Source organism: Marinobacter albus (assembly GCF_030238305.1).
In the GTDB taxonomy this organism is placed as follows: Bacteria; Pseudomonadota; Gammaproteobacteria; order Pseudomonadales; family Oleiphilaceae; genus Marinobacter; species Marinobacter albus.
Genome location: NZ_JASSQD010000001.1, coordinates 1,767,996 through 1,788,705, shown reverse-complemented (window position 1 = coordinate 1,788,705; position 20,710 = coordinate 1,767,996). Strand labels below are relative to the sequence as shown.

Sequence of the window (20,710 nt, the reverse complement as noted above, 5' to 3'; positions counted from 1 at the left end):
ATTTCAGTAGGGGACGGCGCGCTGGATGCCCCGACCACTTCATTCTCACGCCTCTCCCGGCAAGGCCAGCAAGTCCAGGTGATGGACCGTAACGGACAGCGTTCCCGCCGCCAGCTGAGTCTCTCGGGTCGCTAACCAGTCGGAAAGCCATTCCGCACCGCAGGGGTCCTGTTCGTCAGCCGCCTGCACCCACCCCTCAAGCAATCTGCCGGTCAGGGAGGCGTTCCCCGGCTCCAGGCACCAGGGACTGTCGGCAACGGAAACGGTATACCCAGAATCCTCCATCAGGTCTTTGAGGACCCGGGTGGCTTCGGCTCCCAGTGCCCGCCCTACTCCCTTATCCCGATGCTGGTGTCGGTTAACCAGCGCACGGAGTCGGTCATCGTGCTCGTGCGGCGGGTCCAACTCAAAACGACCGGCGTAACTCAGAACCACCAGCAAGGCTGACTGACGGGTAACGACAGCCTTTACCAACGCCTTGAGCCAGTTCTCGGAAACCAGGTCGATCAGTGCCGATGCCGTTACCAGGCCGACCTCAGCTGGGATGTGGCGCCCAAGGGAATCCTCGCCCAGCCGGACAACTGATTGAGACACTTCGACGTCCGGCGCTGTCAGCCTTTCCTGGGCCTCATCCAGTAGGCCGGCGTCCTGGTCCAGCAATAGCCACCGCTGGGGAACGTGCAACCGCGGTATGAGGTACAGGGCATTGGAGCCCCGACCTGCTCCGAGATCAACGATGGAGACGCCCGCTCCGGGTCCGTTTCGTTGAGGATGCGCTGGGTAAGCCGTTCGCACCCAGCGGGCCAGATCCAGCGTCAGTCTTTCCGAGCGGGCAGCATGATCGGACCCTTCGCGACGACGGAGCCATTCACGGTCGAACAGGCTTTGTTGCCTGGTGCCCACCAGATCAACCATGGCTTCCTGGAAGTCGATTGCCGCCAGCCGCCAGTTCCGCGTGTGAGCCGACTCCTGCCTGGCGCTATCTTTCTGGCGAGCCAATTCCTGCGGGTCTGCCAACCAGCCTCCCAGCGTGGCAGACAATGAACCGACGTCACCCGCCTCATACTGCACCACCCCACGACGCCTTGCCGTCTGTGCCAGAGCCCCACCATTAGACGTAATCACCGGGAGGCCCGCCGCAAGGGCTTCATCGATCACCATCCCATAGCCTTCATAAAGTGACGGAAACACAAACAGGTCCGCCTGGCGGTAGAGATCAAACAGTCGATCTTCATTGACCTCACCGGTGAGGGACACCCGACTCTCGAGCCCGGCAGATTTGATCTGGGTTCTGACCCGCTCACTGTAGTCGGGATTCCGGTCGCAGGACCCGGCCAGGGTGCAGAACCAGGGCAATGACCGCAACCCGGCCAGGGCTTCGATAAGTTGATGTTGCGCTTTGCGCGGCGAGAGGTGCGCGACACACAGAATGCGAGGTGCGTCGCCGGAAACCCGGACCGAAGGGTCAGGTGTCGATGACCCTGGAATTGACTGAACGCCCGGCTCTACGGTTCGGATGTTCTGCGCCTGAACACCGAAGTCAACCAAACGGTCTGCAGTGAACCCGCTGGTGGTAATCACCCTGCCGACTGCCGCCAGGGCCCGCCTCTCCTGGGTCAAGAACCAGCGCTGCTCTTCGGCACTCAGCCCCGTTTCATCCGCCAGCGGATGATGCACCAGCGCCGTCAGGGTTAATCGCGAAGCATGGGCCTCCACAACCTCGGGCAAACCGCCCATGGCGAGACCGTCAAGTACAACCACGGCACCGTCGTGAAAGCCCCTCAGGCACCGGTCCAGTGCGGCTTTCGCTTCTGCGTCAGGCCGGGGGAAACGCCCTGGCACACCAGTAACCTCTGCCGTAAGGCCCAATTGCTTCAAAGCCTCGACCAGAAGCCGAACATAACAATAGCCGCCCGTATTCTGATTCGGGTCTCCCGGGACCACAAACTCTATGTCCCAGGGCGATTCAGATCGCGCCATGGTAACTGGCCCAGGCAATGTGAGATTCCGACAGTGTCACTTTCAGGCTAACGATGCCTTTGCCAGACTCTCCCAGACGCCCGGCTCGAATCGCGTCTGCGATCCGCTCGAAAACCACGCCCGCCATGAACTCGGTGGTCGTGTTGCGGCCCTCGAACGCCCCAACCTGGTCAAGATTCTGCATATTGAACTCACCCAGCACCTCTTTGAGCAAGGCTGATGCCAGGCCTATGTCCACTACCAGATTGTCGGCATCCAGCTGGTCCCGCTCGAAGGAAACATCGACCACATAAGTGGCGCCATGAAGCTTCTGGGCAGGCCCGAAAATCTCTCCCATGAAACTGTGCGCGATCATCATGTGGTCGCGAACGGTCAGACTGAACATAGAATATCCTCAAGCAACACAGGCAGGTTAATAAACGATCCGGTGACATAGCGTACGATTTGCATCGGCAAGCACGCTGGCCATCTTTTCTGGCATGTCGGTGAACCGGCTCTCGCCACTGATCAGACAATCCAGCCGGCCATCGTCAAGCAATTCAAGGGCCAGCCGCATGCGCCTGCTGTGGTCCCAGCGGGAGCGGCGGAGCGGCGGAAGTTGGCCAACCTGACTGGACCTGAGAGTCAGCCTACGGGAGTGGAAAGCGCCACCCAGGGTCGCCGGCACCGGCTGGCTGCCATACCAGCTCATTTCCACAATCACCGCCTCCGGACCGGCCAGTGCGAGCGCCGTCTCCAGGCCGGAGGGATGGCCGCTGGTGTGGTAGACCAGATCGTGGTCATCCGGCGCGAATGATGACTCGAAGCTGAGCCCAAGGGCTTCCGCGATCGCCCTACGATCCTCATTTATGTCTACGGCGGTCACGCGCGTCCCCGGAATCTTACTGGCCAGCCAGGCTACCAGGAGACCGACCACCCCCGAACCAACCACCGCTATCCGGTCGCCAACGCCGGGCGCGCCGTCCCAGAGCCCGTTTACAGCAGTTTCCATGTTCGCGGCAAGCACCGCACGTTCGGCAGGAACGGATTCAGGGATGACGGTAACGGCTGAGGCCGGAACCTGATAACGCTGCTGATGCGGAAACAGGCAAAACACCAATCGACCCTGGAGATGTCGGGGACCGCTTGTCACCCGCCCCACATTCGCATAGCCATACTTGACCGGGAACGGAAACCGGCCTTCCTGAAAAGGCGCTCGCATCCGTTCGAATTCTGTCTCTGGCACTTGGCCGCCGAGAACCAGCGCCTCGGTTCCACGGCTAATACCGGAATACACGGTTTCCACTGTCACCAACTCGTCCGAATTACCGGGAAGGCCCGAGTTGATTTCGGTTCTCAATAAAGTCCCCTGTCCGGGACCTGTCGCCCACCAGGCGAGTGTCGTTTCCGAGGTCACTTCAGTTTCGGGTTCCAATAGACTCTCCCTGCATCTGGGCGGTGGCTTTGAGTCCGAACGGCGATTTCCCACGTAATCACACTCAGACGTGACGCACTATAGTCCCTGAATCGCTGCGGCACCGTCCCCGCAGACTTCAATGCTATACGCTGGGGTTTTGATATGGATTCGAAAGGCGACTCGGCTTCGCCGGGTCTCACTGCACTGCAGGACCTGACGTGGGCACTCGTTCTGACCGCCGGTCTTAGTTCTGCGCTTGCCTTGCTCTGGTCGCTACCCGCCTTCTTCTGGTTGATCGCCGGAGTTCTTTTCATCGTTCTCAGCGGGTGTGTACTTCGCCACTGGTTGCCCGATTCAGATATTGGGCCTGCCAACCGCGCGACGCTCCTGCGGGCAACATTGGTGATTGTTCTTTTCGCCAGCGCACCGTTCGCCGATCGATTGGGGCAAGGAGTCTGGTTGTATGGAATCTTGGCCCTCGTGGCACTGATTCTCGATGGTGTGGATGGCGCCATAGCCCGTGCGACCAACTCCCAGACCGAATTCGGTGCTCGCTTTGATATGGAACTGGACGCCACATTTCTTCTGGGACTCTGTGTTGCTGTTGTCGCATTGGACAAGGCTGGACTGTGGGTGCTCGCGCTCGGATTAATGCGCTATGGGTTCCTGATTGCGGGTTGTTTCTGGCGCTGGCTCAACCATCCACTTCCTGAAAGCTTCCGGCGAAAGACCATCTGTGTCTGGCAAATCGTCTCCCTGATGGTGGCTATCCTGCCGCCAATTTCGCCCGTGTTTGCCAGCCTGGCACTGGCAACGGCACTGATACTCCTGATCTGTTCGTTTTACGTCGATATTTACTGGCTCTTTCAAAGGAGAACCGCTCATGCAACTGCCTGACACGATTTCACGGATTTCACGCTTCGCTTTCTTGCCCGCGCTCATGGCCGTCGCGCCTGTGGTTTCGGCCGAGCCGGCCAAGTTCACGGTGGACTCGGAACATTTCTCCATGGCCTTTGAAATCATGCATATTGGCTATGCGCCGGTTATTGGCATGTTTCGGGAAGTAGACGGAGAATTTGTCTATGACGAGGCAACGGGCGATCTGAATTCAGGAACACTGGTTTTCCAGAGTGACAGCGTATTTACAAATCACAAAAAGCGTGACGATCACCTGCGGGGGGAGGACTTTCTGAACAGTGCGAAGTACCCAGAGATCGTCTTCACCCTGACTGAGTTCGAATCAACGGGTGAAAACGCGGGAAAAGTTACTGGGGACCTCACCATGCTGGGTCAAACCAATCCCGTCGTTCTCGATGTCACCCTGAACAAATCCGCCGTCTACCCCATTGGGCACGAGGACTTCACGCTGGGCATCAGCGCCGAAACGATCTTGAAAAGGAGTGATTGGGGAATGACTTACGGCCTCGACTCGGCCCTCGTAGGCGATGAGGTCCGAATGCGTTTCGGGTTCGAGGCGAATCGGGACTCCGGCTGGTTCTGAGCGCAGCCTCCCGTTTTGTGATCTACCCCTCATCGCGAACACATTTTGTTACATTCTGAACTCAAAGCTTTGCCGGACTGTCCTTAACGTCTGTATGTTTATCAGCCATAAACAAGACAAAAATAACAAGGAAACGACGGATGCCCGGCAAGGCGCTCGTATTGTTAATGCTTGTAACCACCTGCGTGGTTGGTACCGGCTATTTTCTGTCCGCAGACAACACTTCGACGTTTGAATGGCTGAACATCCCATTTTCCGACAGCGTTCGACAAGACATTCCTGCAGGTCAGGCCATAAAGGATCGTCACCTTGCGACCACGCAATCGGCGCCTCGGCAGCCGGGTGACAACGCCCTCGGTTTCATGCTGACCAGCATTGCCGACCAATACACACAAAATACGCGCTATCCCTCCTGGTCCATTCCTCTCTCACCGGCACAGGCCAGAGGTTACCAGGGCAATCGCTATCATCCGGTCAGCCTCCCCCTGGGCGACGACGGCCACTTCACGGTCACCCTGGAGAAATACCGGTTCACGAAGGGCGAATCCATTCTTGTGGTTGCGTCGCTGACGGGACCTCAGGTTGTAAGCGATAGGCTTCAGGCAACACTGGAGGCAACGCAAGTGCGGGAGGCCGTTGCTTCTACCAACCTCGACTCCTCAGACAGTCGGGGATTTTATGAAGGCTCCCTGGAATCGGATGAAGACCCCGGGGAATATCGGCTCATAGTCGAGGCCCAGGTGGACGGTAAGCCAGTAAGGCATGTCTCCACGCTGACTATTGAACCCTACCTCGGAGACTTCGAAGGCCTCGGAGACACTTACCTGAACGACAACAACCTGGTCATACCCGTCCATTTCTCTCCGGAAACGCCGGGGTTCTACGCCCTTTCCGCCCAGCTGTACGCCGGACAAACCCCCATTGCCCAACTGCAGTCTGAACAACGCCTCGACATGGGGGCGGACACTATCCTTCTCAAAGCCCATGGAACGGTGCTGGCGAACCGAGAGGTACAGGGTCAACTGGAGCTGCGCAACCTTCAGATTCGCCAGTTGCCCGCCAGGCCAGGGGAACGGACCAATTACGCGTTCGGGCCGGAAGAGGGCTATTCATTCTCGCCGCCGGATCTCGAAAACCTGCGAGATGCTCCGTCGGTTGATCCTGAATCAGAGCGACGGGCCGCCCTGCTCCGGCAGTTGGCCGACAAGTTCTGATAAGGGGGCCTTTCCGGCTCCTGACCGGCAGACGCCGGGGTGTACCGTCGGACGTACCTTCAGTATCCGGGGACGACGGGTAAACGTCTTGTTACAACAATAATTCAGCAAAGACGGAGCAATCATGACAACGACAAAGATCGGAAATGCCTGCAAGGCCGCGCTCGCGGTCGCAATCACCGGCAGCCTTTTTGCCGGAACCGCCCAGGCCAAGTTAGCCGGGCATAATGTGATACTGGTTCATGGCTTCCAACAGGAAGACCTGGCCAATCCACCAGAAAATTTTCAGGCCGTAAAAGATGCCGGTGAAGACTACTGGCGTACGTTCTGGCTATCCCGATCCGACGCACGAGTCGACTGGGGAAGCGACGGACGGATCGAGGGCAGCATTGCTCAACAGGCCTATCAGCAAATTCGCCAGATCAGCCAACAGGGCCTTTGCAGCAATTACTGCATCGTTGTCTCCCACTCCACGGGAGACCTGGTAACGCGTTACTTGCTGGAGAACCAGGCCCGCTGGCTGCAATCGGAAGGACTCGCCCCCCTTAAAATCCTCGCTGCCATCGACTATTCCGGCGCCGGAGGGGGTACGGAACTGGCCGATCTCGCTCTCAGCATTGCCTACAATGACAGTTGGTATAACTGGCCGTTGAAGGCCGCCGTAGAAGCCTTCACCGGCATTGAACCGGAACCGGGCAAACTGGGCGTGGTAAATGACCTACAGACCAACGCGGCCCGAAACCTTGCGATCAGCCCGAATTCGATTCCCAGGCTTCGGTTTGTCGCCGGGGGTGCCTCCTATGGCGGGGTAACAAAACCCTTTATCGCCGGGACCGACGATGGCGTGGTCCCGACGCATTCCGCGTGTGGCTCAACAACGGCCGAAGGGATCGACTCCTGCTCGAACAGAATCAGCCTGGCCGGCAAGGTAACCAGCCAGAACGGGCCGGATGGCCTCTGGTTCAATCACTTCCCGGTCCTGATGAACGAAGGCGTAACGCACAGCGGCGTGCTCGGATCGGAAACTGGGTACACGTCGGTGCCGGTTGTGAACAACACAACCCTGAACGGACTTCGGGTGGACTTTGCCAGCCGAACCTACAATCAACGGGCTTGGTGGCAATGGTGGGGAGCCGGCGATACCTATATTGAGGTGCCAGGCTCCGATCAGACCGACATGTCGACATTGGTCTACACCACGCTCAACAACTGATCTGAAAATTCTTTGATTTAATTAGGAAAAAGCGGGTTCACGGAGGGGCCCGCCAAATCCGCCCGGCCCGGCCCGCCTTTTCTTTTTTATTCGCAAGCTATACATTGTCCCGCTTTCTGTCTTTCCGTCGCTGGTCGACACTCAAACGGGTATCCAATGTCCGACGCTCAAAAATCAGATGCACTTCTGGTCGCGGTGACTCTTGTGGCGGCCATCAGCTGGATGTTTTCCAAGGAAGCGGTTCTGCTGATGCCTCCTCTGATGTTTATGGCAGCGCGGTTCCTCATTGCCGGCAGCGCCCTTGCCCTCGCAGCCTGGCGTCCCCTCTCAAGGCTGAGTGCCGATCAGGTTCGACGCAGTGTGGGGGTTGGCCTGGTGTTCGGAGTGGCCATGAGTTTCTGGATTATGGGCCTTTTCCACACAAGAAGCATGGGCGAAGGCGCATTCCTGACCAGCCTGGGCGTGGTGATCGTGCCCATCATTGCCCGCTTGGCCTTCAAGGAGAAACAACCTGCGAGTACCTGGCTTGCCATTCCCATTGCCGTTTCCGGCCTTGCATTGCTCTCTTTGAAGAACGGCTTTCAACCGGAACCCGGCCAAATTTTCTTTGTCTGCGCCGCCTTCATCTTTGCGCTGTACTTCACCCTGAACACCCGAACTGCCAATCAACGGATCGTCATCAACCGTCGGGGAGAAACGATCGAAAAGCACAGGGTACCGGCTTTACCCCTGACCGCATTGGCACTGTTAACCGTGGGCGTGGTAACACTTGTAGAGTCGCTGATTCTGGAACCCTGGCAGCAAACCCTTGTTGATCCATCGCCCCTGCTGATTTGGTGGGTACTGGCGAGCGCGCTCATCGGAACCGCGGGGCGTTTTCTGTTACAGACCTATGCCCAGAGCTTGTCAGCCCACAGCCATGGCGTGGTCATCCTGGTACTGGAACCTATCTGGGTAGCGCTGTTTGCAGCAGGCTGGTTTGGAGAGAGCATGAGTCCCGTCCAACTCGGCGGGTGCGCCCTGATTTTCACTGCATTGGTGGTCAATCGCTGGGGTGCCCTGGGCAAAGCCATAAAGACCTGGCTGAGGAATCGGAAAACCGCATAAAAATGGTTGACCGAAAACCGGAGAATAAGTATATTGCGTCCCCGTTGCAGGACATAGGACCATAGCTCAGTTGGTTAGAGCGCTACCTTGACATGGTAGAGGTCCCCAGTTCGAATCTGGGTGGTCCTACCAATCTCACGAAGATCTGCAACCCCCTCCGAAGACTTTTCAGAACACCAGTCGGTTTAGACGCGTGAATGCTGAAAACGTCTGTAGCATTTCAAACGATTCTTAAACCCGCATAGCCAAAATCCGGCGCTCACTTATTCTTGTCAATGAGGCATCGGCACTTTTCCCGCTGTGGGTCAGTTTATGGCCAACGCCGCCTCAACAATCTGTTCTGCAATCTTCCAACGTTGCGTAGCAGGTGACTGAAATGATTACTTTTAATACCCCTGACTCAACTGTGTTCTGTGACATCGGAAAAGAGCCTATGCCGGTCACGCATGACTGCCACCTTGATCCTTGCTGTACGGATTCCGGCATTGCCAAAATCCTCGAAACCATTCCTCTCGAAAGCATCAAAGCCAAGCCGCCGGCGCAGAAACGCCATGAACGCGTCTATACCAACAACATTCCGAGATCAGAGCTGTTAAAACTGTTAGAGGATCCCGACGGAGATGTCTGGATTGCACTGCACGAAATTGAAGACACACCGATATTGCGCCATGTGTTTCGGGAAATGGCATCCGCTTTGAGGGAATCTTTACCGGCGCCCTATGGCAAAGTGACCCTCTGCACCGGTTCACTATTCATTAGCCGGGGCCAGGCGACTACTCCCTACCATCTGGATTACGGCAGTAACCTGCTGCTGCAGCTTCGAGGCAGCAAGCACTTTCTCGCGTTCAGCCCCAATGACCCTGAGCTGGTCCCGAAACAGAGTCTGCAGGAGTTCTTTGGTGGAGAGTGCAATCCGCCGTCCCTGAAATACCGCCCTTCGTTTGACCAAAAGGCTTTGATACTGGATCTTGAGCCTGGAATGGGTCTCTACATGCCATCAACCAGCCCGCACTGCACGGAGACGAGAACCCGTGAACTCTCCCTTACCATCAGCCTGTCTTTCGTCGCGCCGCGGGTGGACGTGCTCCGACGATCCATTCTTTTTGACGCCAGACTCCCGGACTTCACCTTTGTTCCGGTTGCCATGAAGTGCGCCGTTGTCGCGTTCTACGAAAACCTGCTTCACGCATTGGGGGGAAACGAGCCGCGCCACAAGAGCTTCAAGCCACTGGCCCACTAGCCCTCTCCCAATGCCGCAAGTCGTGGTCGGGGCGTGCAAGTTCTATTGCCAGGCCCCGGCCAATTACTTATCCTCACCTCCCGATTCGGCCACTTTTTTTAAGCATCTCATGCGAACGTCCATAGACCTCACCGTCGAACACACAGAAGTTGCAGTTGATGCGCTCAGCGAGGCCTCAGGTCTTCCTAAACAGCGAATCAAGGATGCCATGAACAAGGGCGCCTGCTGGTGGACGCACAAAGGCAAACAGGTACGACTACGCAAAGCCAAGCGCGAAATCCGGGCCGGGACACGGCTGCAGCTGTTCTATGATGACGCGGTTCTTGGTCGTAAACCGGGAAAGGCGGAATGTCTGGAAGATCGTGGCCGGTATTCTGTCTGGTTCAAACCCCACGGGATGCTGGCGCAAGGGTCCCAGTGGGGCGACCACTGCAGCCTGCTACGCACTGCCGAAATCCAACTGCGACGAGACTGCTTTCTGATACATCGGCTCGATGCCGACGCGGCTGGTCTGATGCTAATTGCTCACGACCCCAAGGCCGCAGGCGCTTTGTCTCAGTGTTTCGCCGGCAGAACCATCACCAAGGACTACCAAGCCAGAGTCCGTGGCCTGCTGGTGGTGCAGGATCGGGTGGTCGACACCCCGATTGATGGCAAAAGCGCTATCAGTCGAATGACCACTATCCAGGTTGAAGAAGCCGATGAGACCAGCCTGCTGGCGGTCAACATTGAAACCGGTCGAAAGCACCAGATTCGCAAACACCTTGCCGGCATGGGCCACCCCATTGTCGGCGATCGCCTCTATGGCAAGCCCGCCCCAGTGCCTTTGCAGCTGTTAGCTTACCGTCTGGAATTTGACTGCCCTCTGGCCCGAGAGCGAATACGGATCTGTCTGCCTGAGCGCTTGAACAGTCTCGCTAGTCCAGAATAGAAAAAGCCTGCAATTTGCTGGTCGCTTGAATAAATCAGATAGACACGGGCTCGCGGGCTAACCGATCGAACACAGGCTGCGCCTTTGCCAGTCTTCCGTCCTTAATCACAAAACTCAACAGAGTTCGTCCGAAGAGTTGAACACTGACATAGGTAAACATTGGCTGAAAACCCGCCTTGGCAAGAGCACGCCGCGAGGAGTGATTACTTACGGCAACGGCTGTCCAGGCAATACTCGTATTTCGACTCTGATCCTGCAAAATTCCGTTGATCATTGCAGAAAGAAACCCTTTGCCTCTGTGTTCCGGGACAGTAGCACCATCCCAGAGGTACAACACGTTCTCAGGAACCTTTAACCTCAGATCATGCAAGACGCCAATATTTGCGCCGGTACAGGCGACCCAGTTGTACGATACTGGCTCACTATCAACAAAAAATTCGAAGAATCTGTGGCCTTCTCTCACTCGCCTTTTAAATTCTTCCTTGGAGAAAGGTAGATCGGATCGGAGGTCTGTCACGTCCGTCATGTCGGACACTTCATGGGAGCCGTCTATACGGGGGAGTTTGTCTTGCTCGATGGGCTTGGACAGGAAGATACCCGCATCAATTCGAAGTGTGCGGTTGAACCACCGTTTTATGGGGCGCAACCAACGCCGTAGAGTCTTCAATGACCGATCATCCCCTGAGGTCTAACATTCTGGACGCAACTCTTCAAATATTAGCCGGATTATGAATCACTTCAAATCTCGGTTGCGGATTTCCTCGAACCAGCCTGGGCAAACTGGCTAGATTCCATAGAAATCCCGATACCAGTCAACGAAGTTCGCGATCCCCTCTTCCACCGGAGTACCGGGTTTGTATCCAACGTCTGCGATCAGGTCGTCGACATTGGCGTAGGTGGCAGGAACGTCGCCCGGCTGCAGCGGCAGCAGGTTTTTCTCGGCTTTTTTCCCTACCCGCTCCTCAATGATCTCGATGAAACGCGACAATTCCACGGGGTTGTTGCTACCGATATTGTAAATCCGGTAGGGCCCCTTCCCTGTGCCCGGATCGGGATTTTCGCCGGTCCATTCAGGATTGGGTTCTGCCACATGATCCAGGGTACGGATCACCCCTTCCACGATGTCATCGATGTAGGTGAAATCGCGTCTGTGATGACCATGGTTGAAAACGTCAATCGGTTCACCGGCGAGAATCTTTCTGGTGAAAATGAACAGCGCCATGTCCGGACGGCCCCAGGGACCATAGACAGTAAAGAACCTCAGGCCGGTGGTCGGCAGGTTGTAGAGATGGCTGTAAGTGTGGGCCATCAATTCATTGGCCTTCTTGGAGGCTGCGTAGAGGCTAAGGGGGTGGTCCACGTTGTCATGCACGGAGAACGGCATGGTTTCGTTGGCACCGTAGACAGAGCTGCTCGATGCGTAGACCAGATGCTTTACACTGTTGTGACGACAACCTTCGAGGATATTCATGAATCCTACAAGGTTGGCGTCAACATAGGCATGGGGATTCTCGAGGGAGTACCGGACACCCGCCTGGGCCGCAAGGTGGACCACCCGCTCAGGCTTCTGCTCAGCGAAAAGTGCCTCCATGGCGCCCCGATCCGCAACGTCCTGACGCACCTCGGTGAAGCCGGGCTTACAAGTCAGTCGTTCAAGCCGGGCCTCTTTCAGGCTGACATCGTAGTAATCGTTGACGTTGTCAACACCGATGACCTGATCGCCACGGTCGAGCAGGCGATGCGCCAGATGTGAGCCGATAAAACCGGCAGTTCCCGTAACGAGAATCTTCAAAGTTCCTTCTCCCTAGAACACAACGCCCGCGCTGACGAACGGTCCGTCGAGTTCAACGTCGAGGCTTTCGTCATCGTCCTCATAATCGATAGACATCTGACGGTAACCCGCTCTCAATTGAAGAACCGCAATCTCAAACTGCCCGTATGCGCTGAAGTCATGCAGTGAGTCGCCGCTGTAGCTGACGAAGTTGCCTTCGGCACCCACCGACACACCCGTTAGCGGCAGGTCAAAGCGGGCGGCCACATAGCCCATAGGCAGCACCGCATCTACTTGAGTCTTGCTGGCCTGAGTTCCACCGATCTCCTTAACGTTCAGTTCGCCATCCAGACTTCGGGCGGTCAAACCCAGGTCGAGATTGACCCAGTTATCAAGCACTTCGTAATAGAGGGTGAGGTCCAACTGCTCCAAATCGAGGTCTGATCGGACGTCCACGCCGCTACCCACAAAAATACCGCCAAAATCAGCACCCAACTGACCACGGCCCGTTTGCTCAATCAAAGTGTAGTTCAAGCGAACGTTCGGCAAAACGGGAACCGGATGTTCAAAATAAAGTGAGGCATTGGCGTTGGAGTCGCTGTCCAGATTGAGATCATTCTCGACATCAACGACATCGCCATTATCGGTGGCCTGACCGGAAAGGTCGGAATCCCAGTAACTGACGTTCGCGCCAAGCCCTACAACATCGGCCTGAGCCACCGGTGCTGACAAAATTAGAGAACTGCAGGCGGCAACCACCAATTTACGCATAAAACACCCTTTCTTTTGTTGTGTGTCAGGATCAGTCGAACTGGATACCCAGACGCCGCCCAACTTCCTCGTAGGTTTCAATCACGTCACCCAATCCCTGGCGAAAACGGTCCTTGTCCATTTTCTTCCGCGTCTCCTTGTCCCAGATGCGACAACCATCCGGGCTGAACTCGTCGCCCAGCACGATGTCGCCGTTGCTTCGACCGAATTCCAACTTGTAATCGACAAGCAGCATTCCAGCCTCGTCGAACAGAGCCTTCAACACGTCATTCACCTTGTAGGTGAGTTCCTTCATACGGTCGAGCTCTTCAGCCGATGCCCAGCCAAAACTTACGGCAAGCGATTCGTTCACCATCGGATCATGCAGGGCGTCGTTCTTGAGAAACAGCTCGTATGTGGACGGCGTCAGCTCCTGCCCCTCTTCTACGCCCAGCCGGCGGCAGAGGCTCCCTGCAGAAATGTTGCGCACCACACATTCAACCGGAATCATGTCCAGCTTCTTCACGACCGACTCAGTGGAGGACAACAAGCCTTCGAAATGGGTCGGAACGCCTGCGGCTTCCAGCTTTTCCATGATGAACGCATTGAACTTGTTGTTCACCATGCCCTTGCGATTCAGTTGTTCCTTTTTCTCGCCATCGAAGGCTGAGGTGTCGTCACGGAAGACGAGCACGAAACGATCGGGATCGTCTGTCTTGAAAACGGACTTTGCCTTACCGGCATATAGCTCTTCACGCTTTTCCATTAAAGGTCTCCGAAGTGGGATCGGGTCAGCCAACCAGCCACTCAATCAGTATAGATAGTCAAACAGCTGTGCCAGAAGGTCGGGCCCAGTGTGCTCACCGTCATAGCTGGCCAGACGCTCGGTCGTAATGACAATGTCGCTTTCACGCTCTGTCAGGGTGACCGTGTGGGTATGTTCCGGCTTTTCCTCGTCGCTGAACCAGTCGAACCAACCAGAGTCACGCTCATCCTCGGTGCGGAAATCCACATAGAACCAGCCTTCACTGCGGTTGAGATCGACTACAGCGATATTGGCTTCGTTCAAGGCCCGTCTGACCTCAGCCCAGGAGCGACCGTAGTCAAGGCTCATTCGGATAGCGACGGCCTGATCATCTTCTGAAACAAGGTTGACGAGGGGGTCACTGACCATGCCAGAGGCCGCCCGAGAGAAGGACTTGTTCTCTTCCCTGGCCTTGAGGAAATCCCCCAGGTCGGTAAGCAAACGTTTCTGCAGTTCCAATGCATCAGGATAGGGGTTGCTGACGCCGGACCAGGGGACCAACTCCTCGGGTTGGCCATCGACGGTCAGCTTCCGGATCTGAATCTCGGTAGTCTTACGGCGAACTCCCGGCGCCATACGCATCTGGAGAACAACCCTGGGCTCGTCGACGCCGGCCTGATCCGGCAGTTCGGCCAACTGACGGGCACGCATGCTGAAATTGAGCAGTTCACTCTGGAGAAGCCCTAGCTGGGGGCTTTCGTAATCGACACCAAGCCCACGGTCAGCCATGTAAGCGTTCGCGGCCGGCCAGATACGTCCGGGGACGTCATTCACCAGCAACCAGACACGGCCATCGAGCTCTTCAATGACGTAGTTTTCTTCAAGAATCTCGGACGTCATGTCCGGCGGACTGGGAATATCGGACGAATACATTTTGCCAGCGTCGGCGACAGCAACATCCCGAATTGGCATTACCTGACTGAAGCGGGACTTCTCCGCGCTGGCCGGAAGCTCGAGCGGCTTCCCCTCTTCTGCAGAAACGTAACGTTCGGAACGATCTTCTATCAGACTGCAACCGGACAGCGTTGTCACCAACAGCAGTCCGGATGCGAGGGCCAGAAAACAAAACAACGGGGTACTACGGGTTCCTTGAAGAACCGGCATCGGGTTACTCCGGGTCAGACACAGTTTCAGTAAACTCAGAGCACACCTGAGGCTTTCAGCGCATCTTCCACTTCCGCGTGGAACTTGTCACTCAACGGAGTCAGCGGTAGACGTATGCCTTCACTGATCATCCCCATACGGTGCAGAGCCCATTTTACGGGTATCGGGTTGGCCTCCAGAAACAGTTTCCGGTTCAGGGGCATCAAAAGCTCATTCAGGCGTTCGGTCTCTTCCCGATTGCCCGCGATGGCCGCCTCGCACAACTGAGCCATGGCTTTAGGCGCGACATTCGCCGTCACCGAAACATTGCCCTTGGCTCCTGCCAACATCAGTTCGGCTGCGGTCGCATCGTCGCCGGAATACACGGCCAAGCGACCTTCCAAGGCCTCAATCAGTTCGGCGCCACGGGGAATGTTGCCGGTCGCATCCTTGATGGCAACGATATTCGGAATATCCGCCAGACGAAGAACCGTCTCGTTCAACATGTCACAGGCTGTCCGGCCCGGAACATTGTAGAGCATCTGATTCATGCCGGGGACGGCTTCGGCAATCGTTTTGAAATGGCGGTACAAACCTTCCTGGGTTGGCTTGTTGTAGTATGGAACTACCAGCAGACAAGCGTTGGCACCCAGTTTATGGGCCTCGGTGGTCAGCTCGATGGCCTCACGGGTACTGTTTCCACCTGTGCCCGCGATGACGGGGATGCGACCATCCACGCGTTTTATGATATGGCCAATCACCTGGCAATGTTCTTCCGGATCCAGGGTTGCGGATTCACCCGTGGTGCCCACGGCAACGATGCCATGGGTGCCGTTTTCGATATGAAAGTCCACCAGCCGATCCAGCTCCTTCCAGTGAATTTCACCGTTTGGATCCATGGGCGTGACCAGTGCGACAAGGCTACCCGTAATCATAAAAGCTCCGTCCGAATAAAACCGATATGGTAATGTTGGGCACGAACTGACACAAGGGAATTAAAGGAGTTGTCATGCCATCTGTTGAACTGGACCAACGTGTGCCCGACTTCGAGGCGTCAGCCACTGGCGATCAAACCATACGTCTGGCCGATCTCCGGGGCAAAAACGTCGTCATTTATTTCTACCCCAAAGACAACACACCCGGCTGCACGACCGAGGGTCAGGATTTCCGGGACCTGATGAAAGAGTTCACTGAACTCGATACCGAGATCTTCGGCGTCTCCAGAGATGGCCTGAAAGCTCACGAGAATTTCCGGGCGAAGCACGAATTCCCGTTCCACCTTATTTCAGACAAGGACGAGACGCTGTGCAACCTGTTTGACGTCATCAAACCCAAGAAACTGTACGGTAAAGAGTATCTGGGCATCGACCGCAGCACCTTTCTAATTGACGCTAAGGGCATACTTCGAAAAGCCTGGCGCGGCGTCAGGGTCAAAGGACACGCTCACGAGGTCCTCGAAGCCGTCAGGGCTCTCTGACCAGAGATCAGGATTGCTCAGTGGCCGGTGGCGTGGCGCGTTCCTTCACCGGCCAGGCCGCAAACACCGCCTTGAGAAGCGTCGCCAGCGGGATAGCAAAGAACACCCCCCACAACCCCCAGATACCGCCGAAGAACAAGACCGCAACAATAATGGCCACCGGATGCAGGTTGTTCACTTCAGAAAACAGCACCGGCACCAGGACATTGCCATCCAGAGCCTGAATAATGCCGTAGATCACCATCACCCAGATAAAGTGACTGCCCCAGCCAAAGGCAAACAGGCCGATCATCGCAACGGGTATCGTCACGACAGCGGCGCCAATGTAAGGAATGACTACGCTCAGGCCGACCAGGAGTGACAGGAGTGCAGCGTACGGCATACCCAGAAGCTTGAATGCCACATAGGTCGCGCCGCCCACGATAAGAATCTCGACCGACTTGCCGCGCACGTAGTTGGCGCACTGCAGATTCACTTCATGCCAGATTTTCAACATCATCGGGCGCTGGGACGGGAGCAGCCGGCCGATAGAACCAAGTAGCACTTCGCGGTCTTTCAGGAAGAAAAATACCAGGATGGGCACCAGCACCACGTAGATCAGCAATGCCACCAGATCGGGAATGCTGGATAATGAAAAAGACACCAGCCATTGCGTCATGTGCCCCACTTCGGTCGAAACCTGCTGATACAGGGCATTTACGGCATCCGCAGAAATCAGTTGAGGGTACTCCTCGGGAAGCAGCTCGAGATAGGACTGCATCTCACGAATGATCCTCGGCGTCTCGCCCGCGAGGTTACTTACCTGGGTCCAGATCAGTGGCAGGAGACCGAAAATTACTCCCACCAGAACGCCGAGAAACAGCAGGAACACACCGATGATGGCGACCATTTCCGGCACGCCCAGCTTTACGAGCTTGGTAACGAGCCCCTGAAGGATAAAAGCGATTATCAGAGAGGCGATAACCGGCGCGAGCATGGCGCCAAACCAGATGACCAGGACGGTTCCTATCACCAGGATTAGGAACAGAATGACCGCCTCTTCATCTGAAAAATACTTGTGCGCAAGACCGCGTAATATCCTGATCATCAATGACTCCGAAAAGTTAGCCGCCGCACTTTATCACAAACCGATATTGACCATCGGTTTCAGATGAGCTCATCAGTTGGTGACTTGAAAGCTCAATAAAAGCGGGAATATCCCGGGCCGAGCCGGAGTCGGTAGCAATGACTTCAAGCTCCTCACCCGCGTCCATTCCATTGAGTTCCAGCTTGGTTTTAAGCAGAGGCATCGGGCAGCGAAGCCCGGAAGCATCCAGAGTACGGTCTACCATAAGTAAAGAAGCACCTTCACGAAACAGTAAGGCTAATTAACAAGCACGCATTATGCCGACAGTGATAATGTATTGCATCACAATAGATTTTAATCGAAATATCAGAACTTTTTATCGTAAGCTGTTGTCACAATGGCACTTAGAATGAAAGGCACCCTGCGTTACATGACTTTTTTCCAATACCCTTTTGCCCGACTTTCCCGCACGGCCAGAGCTGGCGCTCTGGCCGCTTGCCTCGGGGTTGCCTTTACGCCGCTTCAGGCCCAGGAATCCAATTTGCCAAATATCGGTGGCAATGGTGGCGGCCTCATTTCGGGTCAACAGGAATCGGAAATAGGCCAGCAGGTCATGGTTTCAATCCGTCGATCGGCACCGAGGATCACGGACCCGCTAGTCTACGATTATCTGACCGCGATCATCTACCGATTGGTGCCTTCCGCTCCCCTCCAGGACCGAAACCTGACCCTGGCACTGATCGACAGCCCTGACATCAACGCTTTTGCGGTTCCGGGCGGCATTGTCGGCGTTAACGGTGGACTGTTCCTCAACGCGACAACTGAACAGCAGTTCTCGTCGGTACTTGCCCACGAGCTTGCACACCTGAGCCAGCGGCACTTTGCCCGCCGCCTTGAGCAACAGCAAACCAGCACCCCTCTGACCATGGCCGGCATGATCGCCGGTATAATTCTGTCGGCCGTCACCCAATCAGACCTTGGTATCGCAGCCATCGCAGGCACCCAGGCTCTGGCAGTCCAGAATATGCTTGCCTACAGCAGGGCCCATGAACAGGAGGCAGACCGGATTGGCCTGGACATCCTGGCAACTGCGGGCATGGACCCGCGGGGCATGCCCGAGATGTTCGAGATCATGATGCGCCAGAACCGGCTGCAGGGAAACCAGGTCCCTGAATACCTCTCCACGCACCCACTTACCCAAAGCCGGGTAGCAGACACCCGAAACCGGGCCGAACAGTACCCGGACAAAAACATCCGGGACGGCCAGGAATACCACCTCATGCGCAACCGACTGCAGGTGCGCTATGCCGCCTCGGCGGACGTAGCCGTGGAAACATTCGAGGCATATCTCGACAGTGACAAGGCGCAGAGGCACGACGCCATCCGCTACGGCCTTGCGGTTGCCTACCAGAAAAACAACCAACCCGAAAAGGCCCTGGCCGTAATAACGGATCTTCTGGACCGGAACCCCGGCCGAATAACGTTTCAGGTGACCTTGGCAGACGTACTGATCGATCAGAAGCAGATTCAGGAGGCTCGAGACATCCTTCGGAAGGCTCTGGCCAGGAACCCCGGAAACTACCCCATCACCTTCAAACTCGCGGAAGCGGAAATAGCGGACGGCAATGGCGCCGCCGCCGCAGAATACCTCAAGCAGTTGACCCGCCAGCTTCCCGCCCAGGAACATCTCTGGCTCCGGCTGGCCGAGGCTGAAGGCATGGCACGTAACATCGTCGGTGTGCATCGTGCACGGGCCGAATACGATGCACTGTTGGGAGATCTCGAATCAGCCCAACGTCAGTTGCGACAAGCCCAGGAAAAGCTTCCGGCAGGATCCCCCCAACGCCAGGTTGTGACCGAAAGACTGGCTGAAATCACCAGCCGCCTGAACGCCCGGCGCAATAGCTGACAAACGGGAAGATCAGGCGTTGCCTGCGGCCTTCAGGTTCATGTTGGCCGTAAAATCCAGCATCCGCCGCAAAGGCTTGAGCGCGCGCTCACGCAAGGCATCATCCACCTCAACTTCCTGATCACTGTGCTCCAGCACATGGAGCAGGTTCTGCAGACCATTCATGGCCATCCAGGGGCAATGGGCGCAGCTTCGGCAGGTTGCACCATTACCGGCCGTGGGCGCCTCAAGCAGCGTCTTGTTAGGCGCAAGCTGCTGCATTTTGTAGAAGATGCCGTTATCGGTTGCCACGATAAACTTGTCGTTCGGCAGGCTCTGGACCGCGTGAATCAACTGGGACGTTGACCCCACCACATCCGCCATTTCCACGACAGCGTTCGGTGACTCCGGGTGAACCAGCACTGCCGCCTCCGGATAGAGCGCTTTCAGGTCTTCAAGGCCGCGGTATTTGAATTCCTCATGGACAATACAGGATCCGTCCCACAACAGCATGTCAGCGCCTGTGGTCTTCTGGACATAATGCCCCAGGTGCTTATCGGGCGCCCACAGGATCTTTTCACCGCGCGCATCCAGATCCTCAACAATGGCCTGGGCACAGCTGGAGGTCACCACCCAATCGGCCCTCGCCTTCACGGCCGCCGACGTATTCGCATAAACCACAACGGTGCGGTCCGGGTGCTGATCGCAGAAATCCGCGAATTCATCCGCGGGGCAGCCAACATCAAGAGAACAGGTCGCTTCCAGGGTTGGCATCAGCACCTTCTTCTCGGGGTTGAGAATCTTGGCCGTCTCGCCCATAAAGCGCACGCCTGCCACGACCACGGTCGAGGCCGGGTGCTGGTTTCCGAAGCGCGCCATTTCCAGCGAATCCGCAACACAGCCACCGGTTTCCTCCGCCAGGCGCTGGAGATCGGGATCGGTGTAATAATGAGCCACTAAGACCGCATCCTTGGCTTTCAGGGCTGCCTTGATGCGGCCTTCCAGATCAGCCTTCTCGTCAGCGCTCAGCGGTTTTGGTTCCGCGGCGTGGGCGAGGTGTTCCTGGACAAGAATACGATCTTCAGCTCGTGTCATTACTGCATCTCTGTGTTGCGTGGTCTGGGAGGAGTATATCACTTCAAACCCGTCTTTCGTGATTCTGGCGCATGGCTGCAACAGAACCCCGGGCGGAATTTCAGTACCCTCTCCTGACTAGGTAAGAACTTTTAGGCAAAAAAAAAGAGCCCGTAGGCTCTTTTTCGCAAAAACCCGTGAAGGGTCCTGCAAT

Annotated in this window: 21 protein-coding genes and 1 tRNA gene; 10 read left to right on the top strand and 12 right to left on the bottom strand. The window is 56.4% G+C overall.

All coding sequences use genetic code 11. From position 1 onward, the window contains the following. Positions 1 to 45 precede the first annotated feature (45 nt). The 3 genes from QQF73_RS08415 to QQF73_RS08405 are packed head-to-tail and all read right to left on the bottom strand — an operon-like array spanning position 46 to position 3,394. Entirely contained in the window at positions 46 to 1,980 is a 1,935-nt protein-coding gene (locus tag QQF73_RS08415) for a glycosyltransferase family 4 protein (protein WP_285367852.1), read from the bottom strand. Continuing rightward, positions 1,967 to 2,365: a 6-pyruvoyl trahydropterin synthase family protein gene (locus QQF73_RS08410; RefSeq protein WP_219865899.1), complete on the bottom strand. Its 399-nt coding sequence runs from the start codon at positions 2,363 to 2,365 to the stop codon at positions 1,967 to 1,969. Before QQF73_RS08410 ends, QQF73_RS08415 begins: the two co-directional genes overlap by 14 nt. A 27-nt stretch (positions 2,366 to 2,392) precedes the next feature. Next, positions 2,393 to 3,394 carry a zinc-dependent alcohol dehydrogenase gene (locus tag QQF73_RS08405; RefSeq protein ID WP_285367851.1) on the bottom strand — a complete coding sequence of 334 codons (1,002 nt, stop codon included), beginning with the start codon at positions 3,392 to 3,394 and terminating at the stop codon, positions 2,393 to 2,395. A gap of 144 nt (positions 3,395 to 3,538) precedes the next feature. Here QQF73_RS08405 and QQF73_RS08400 point away from each other — a divergent pair, with 144 nt between their 5' ends. The 8 genes from QQF73_RS08400 (at position 3,539) to QQF73_RS08365 (ending at position 10,582) form a co-directional block, all read left to right on the top strand. Continuing rightward, positions 3,539 to 4,273: a CDP-alcohol phosphatidyltransferase family protein gene (locus QQF73_RS08400; RefSeq protein ID WP_219865901.1), complete on the top strand. Its 735-nt coding sequence runs from the start codon at positions 3,539 to 3,541 to the stop codon at positions 4,271 to 4,273. Beyond that, positions 4,260 to 4,877, top strand: coding sequence for a YceI family protein (locus tag QQF73_RS08395; protein WP_219865902.1), 618 nt, complete (start codon positions 4,260 to 4,262; stop codon positions 4,875 to 4,877). Before QQF73_RS08400 ends, QQF73_RS08395 begins: the two co-directional genes overlap by 14 nt. Before the next feature lie 140 nt (positions 4,878 to 5,017). Continuing rightward, positions 5,018 to 6,091, top strand: a complete 1,074-nt coding sequence (locus tag QQF73_RS08390; protein WP_285367850.1) for a hypothetical protein — start codon at positions 5,018 to 5,020, stop codon at positions 6,089 to 6,091. 124 nt (positions 6,092 to 6,215) lie between these two features. Further along, positions 6,216 to 7,304 carry a hypothetical protein gene (locus QQF73_RS08385; RefSeq protein WP_219865904.1) on the top strand — a complete coding sequence of 363 codons (1,089 nt, stop codon included), beginning with the start codon at positions 6,216 to 6,218 and terminating at the stop codon, positions 7,302 to 7,304. A 156-nt stretch (positions 7,305 to 7,460) separates the two neighbouring features. After that, positions 7,461 to 8,411: a DMT family transporter gene (locus tag QQF73_RS08380; RefSeq protein WP_285367849.1), complete on the top strand. Its 951-nt coding sequence runs from the start codon at positions 7,461 to 7,463 to the stop codon at positions 8,409 to 8,411. A gap of 55 nt (positions 8,412 to 8,466) precedes the next feature. Then, positions 8,467 to 8,543, top strand: a tRNA-Val gene (locus tag QQF73_RS08375). A 301-nt stretch (positions 8,544 to 8,844) separates the two neighbouring features. Next, complete coding sequence (locus QQF73_RS08370; protein WP_219865906.1) at positions 8,845 to 9,651, top strand: cupin-like domain-containing protein; 807 nt, start codon at positions 8,845 to 8,847, stop codon at positions 9,649 to 9,651. A gap of 109 nt (positions 9,652 to 9,760) precedes the next feature. Next, positions 9,761 to 10,582: an RluA family pseudouridine synthase gene (locus QQF73_RS08365; RefSeq protein ID WP_285367847.1), complete on the top strand. Its 822-nt coding sequence runs from the start codon at positions 9,761 to 9,763 to the stop codon at positions 10,580 to 10,582. A 34-nt stretch (positions 10,583 to 10,616) separates the two neighbouring features. On the opposite strand, the gene QQF73_RS08360 is transcribed toward QQF73_RS08365, so the two are convergent. The 6 genes from QQF73_RS08360 to dapA form a co-directional block, all read right to left on the bottom strand. Beyond that, positions 10,617 to 11,249 (bottom strand): GNAT family N-acetyltransferase, encoded by a 633-nt coding sequence (locus QQF73_RS08360; RefSeq protein ID WP_219865908.1) that lies wholly within the window; start codon positions 11,247 to 11,249, stop codon positions 10,617 to 10,619. A gap of 117 nt (positions 11,250 to 11,366) precedes the next feature. Next, a complete protein-coding gene (locus QQF73_RS08355; RefSeq protein ID WP_219865909.1) occupies positions 11,367 to 12,374 on the bottom strand; it encodes an NAD-dependent epimerase in 1,008 nt (335 codons plus the stop codon). Positions 12,375 to 12,386: 12 nt separating this feature from the next. Beyond that, entirely contained in the window at positions 12,387 to 13,124 is a 738-nt protein-coding gene (locus QQF73_RS08350; protein ID WP_219865910.1) for a TIGR04219 family outer membrane beta-barrel protein, read from the bottom strand. 31 nt (positions 13,125 to 13,155) lie between these two features. Further along, entirely contained in the window at positions 13,156 to 13,869 is a 714-nt protein-coding gene (purC, locus tag QQF73_RS08345; protein WP_219865911.1) for a phosphoribosylaminoimidazolesuccinocarboxamide synthase, read from the bottom strand. Positions 13,870 to 13,914: 45 nt separating this feature from the next. Further along, a complete protein-coding gene (bamC, locus tag QQF73_RS08340; RefSeq protein ID WP_285367846.1) occupies positions 13,915 to 15,012 on the bottom strand; it encodes an NlpB/DapX family lipoprotein in 1,098 nt (365 codons plus the stop codon). 35 nt (positions 15,013 to 15,047) lie between these two features. Continuing rightward, complete coding sequence (gene dapA / locus QQF73_RS08335) at positions 15,048 to 15,926, bottom strand: 4-hydroxy-tetrahydrodipicolinate synthase (protein ID WP_219865913.1); 879 nt, start codon at positions 15,924 to 15,926, stop codon at positions 15,048 to 15,050. Positions 15,927 to 16,000: 74 nt separating this feature from the next. Between dapA and QQF73_RS08330 the strand changes: the two genes are divergently transcribed. Beyond that, positions 16,001 to 16,468: a peroxiredoxin gene (locus QQF73_RS08330; protein ID WP_285367845.1), complete on the top strand. Its 468-nt coding sequence runs from the start codon at positions 16,001 to 16,003 to the stop codon at positions 16,466 to 16,468. A gap of 7 nt (positions 16,469 to 16,475) precedes the next feature. Here QQF73_RS08330 and QQF73_RS08325 read toward each other — a convergent pair whose 3' ends face one another. Next, positions 16,476 to 17,555 (bottom strand): AI-2E family transporter, encoded by a 1,080-nt coding sequence (locus QQF73_RS08325; RefSeq protein WP_219865915.1) that lies wholly within the window; start codon positions 17,553 to 17,555, stop codon positions 16,476 to 16,478. Positions 17,556 to 17,571: 16 nt separating this feature from the next. Beyond that, positions 17,572 to 17,799, bottom strand: coding sequence for a sulfurtransferase TusA family protein (locus QQF73_RS08320; RefSeq protein ID WP_219865916.1), 228 nt, complete (start codon positions 17,797 to 17,799; stop codon positions 17,572 to 17,574). Positions 17,800 to 17,931: 132 nt separating this feature from the next. Between QQF73_RS08320 and QQF73_RS08315 the strand changes: the two genes are divergently transcribed. Beyond that, complete coding sequence (locus tag QQF73_RS08315) at positions 17,932 to 19,443, top strand: M48 family metalloprotease (protein ID WP_285367844.1); 1,512 nt, start codon at positions 17,932 to 17,934, stop codon at positions 19,441 to 19,443. A 12-nt stretch (positions 19,444 to 19,455) separates the two neighbouring features. Here the strand turns inward: QQF73_RS08315 and nadA are convergent, their stop codons facing one another. Beyond that, positions 19,456 to 20,517, bottom strand: coding sequence for a quinolinate synthase NadA (nadA, locus tag QQF73_RS08310; RefSeq protein WP_285367843.1), 1,062 nt, complete (start codon positions 20,515 to 20,517; stop codon positions 19,456 to 19,458). Positions 20,518 to 20,710: the final 193 nt, after the last annotated feature.

What these genes read in the sequence shown, in the direction of transcription:
- QQF73_RS08400 (WP_219865901.1), top strand. Translation starts at nt 3,539, where the DNA reads ATGGATTCGAAAGGCGACTCGGCTTCGCCGGGTCTCACTGCACTGCAG.
- QQF73_RS08410 (WP_219865899.1), bottom strand. Translation starts at nt 2,365, where the DNA reads ATGTTCAGTCTGACCGTTCGCGACCACATGATGATCGCGCACAGTTTC.
- QQF73_RS08365 (WP_285367847.1), top strand. Translation starts at nt 9,761, where the DNA reads ATGCGAACGTCCATAGACCTCACCGTCGAACACACAGAAGTTGCAGTT.
- QQF73_RS08415 (WP_285367852.1), bottom strand. Translation starts at nt 1,980, where the DNA reads ATGGCGCGATCTGAATCGCCCTGGGACATAGAGTTTGTGGTCCCGGGA.
- QQF73_RS08380 (WP_285367849.1), top strand. Translation starts at nt 7,461, where the DNA reads ATGTCCGACGCTCAAAAATCAGATGCACTTCTGGTCGCGGTGACTCTT.
- QQF73_RS08395 (WP_219865902.1), top strand. Translation starts at nt 4,260, where the DNA reads ATGCAACTGCCTGACACGATTTCACGGATTTCACGCTTCGCTTTCTTG.
- QQF73_RS08390 (WP_285367850.1), top strand. Translation starts at nt 5,018, where the DNA reads ATGCCCGGCAAGGCGCTCGTATTGTTAATGCTTGTAACCACCTGCGTG.
- QQF73_RS08315 (WP_285367844.1), top strand. Translation starts at nt 17,932, where the DNA reads ATGGCACTTAGAATGAAAGGCACCCTGCGTTACATGACTTTTTTCCAA.
- QQF73_RS08350 (WP_219865910.1), bottom strand. Translation starts at nt 13,124, where the DNA reads ATGCGTAAATTGGTGGTTGCCGCCTGCAGTTCTCTAATTTTGTCAGCA.
- nadA (WP_285367843.1), bottom strand. Translation starts at nt 20,517, where the DNA reads ATGACACGAGCTGAAGATCGTATTCTTGTCCAGGAACACCTCGCCCAC.
- QQF73_RS08320 (WP_219865916.1), bottom strand. Translation starts at nt 17,799, where the DNA reads ATGGTAGACCGTACTCTGGATGCTTCCGGGCTTCGCTGCCCGATGCCT.
- bamC (WP_285367846.1), bottom strand. Translation starts at nt 15,012, where the DNA reads ATGCCGGTTCTTCAAGGAACCCGTAGTACCCCGTTGTTTTGTTTTCTG.
- QQF73_RS08385 (WP_219865904.1), top strand. Translation starts at nt 6,216, where the DNA reads ATGACAACGACAAAGATCGGAAATGCCTGCAAGGCCGCGCTCGCGGTC.
- QQF73_RS08370 (WP_219865906.1), top strand. Translation starts at nt 8,845, where the DNA reads ATGCCGGTCACGCATGACTGCCACCTTGATCCTTGCTGTACGGATTCC.
- QQF73_RS08330 (WP_285367845.1), top strand. Translation starts at nt 16,001, where the DNA reads ATGCCATCTGTTGAACTGGACCAACGTGTGCCCGACTTCGAGGCGTCA.
- QQF73_RS08325 (WP_219865915.1), bottom strand. Translation starts at nt 17,555, where the DNA reads ATGATCAGGATATTACGCGGTCTTGCGCACAAGTATTTTTCAGATGAA.
- purC (WP_219865911.1), bottom strand. Translation starts at nt 13,869, where the DNA reads ATGGAAAAGCGTGAAGAGCTATATGCCGGTAAGGCAAAGTCCGTTTTC.
- dapA (WP_219865913.1), bottom strand. Translation starts at nt 15,926, where the DNA reads ATGATTACGGGTAGCCTTGTCGCACTGGTCACGCCCATGGATCCAAAC.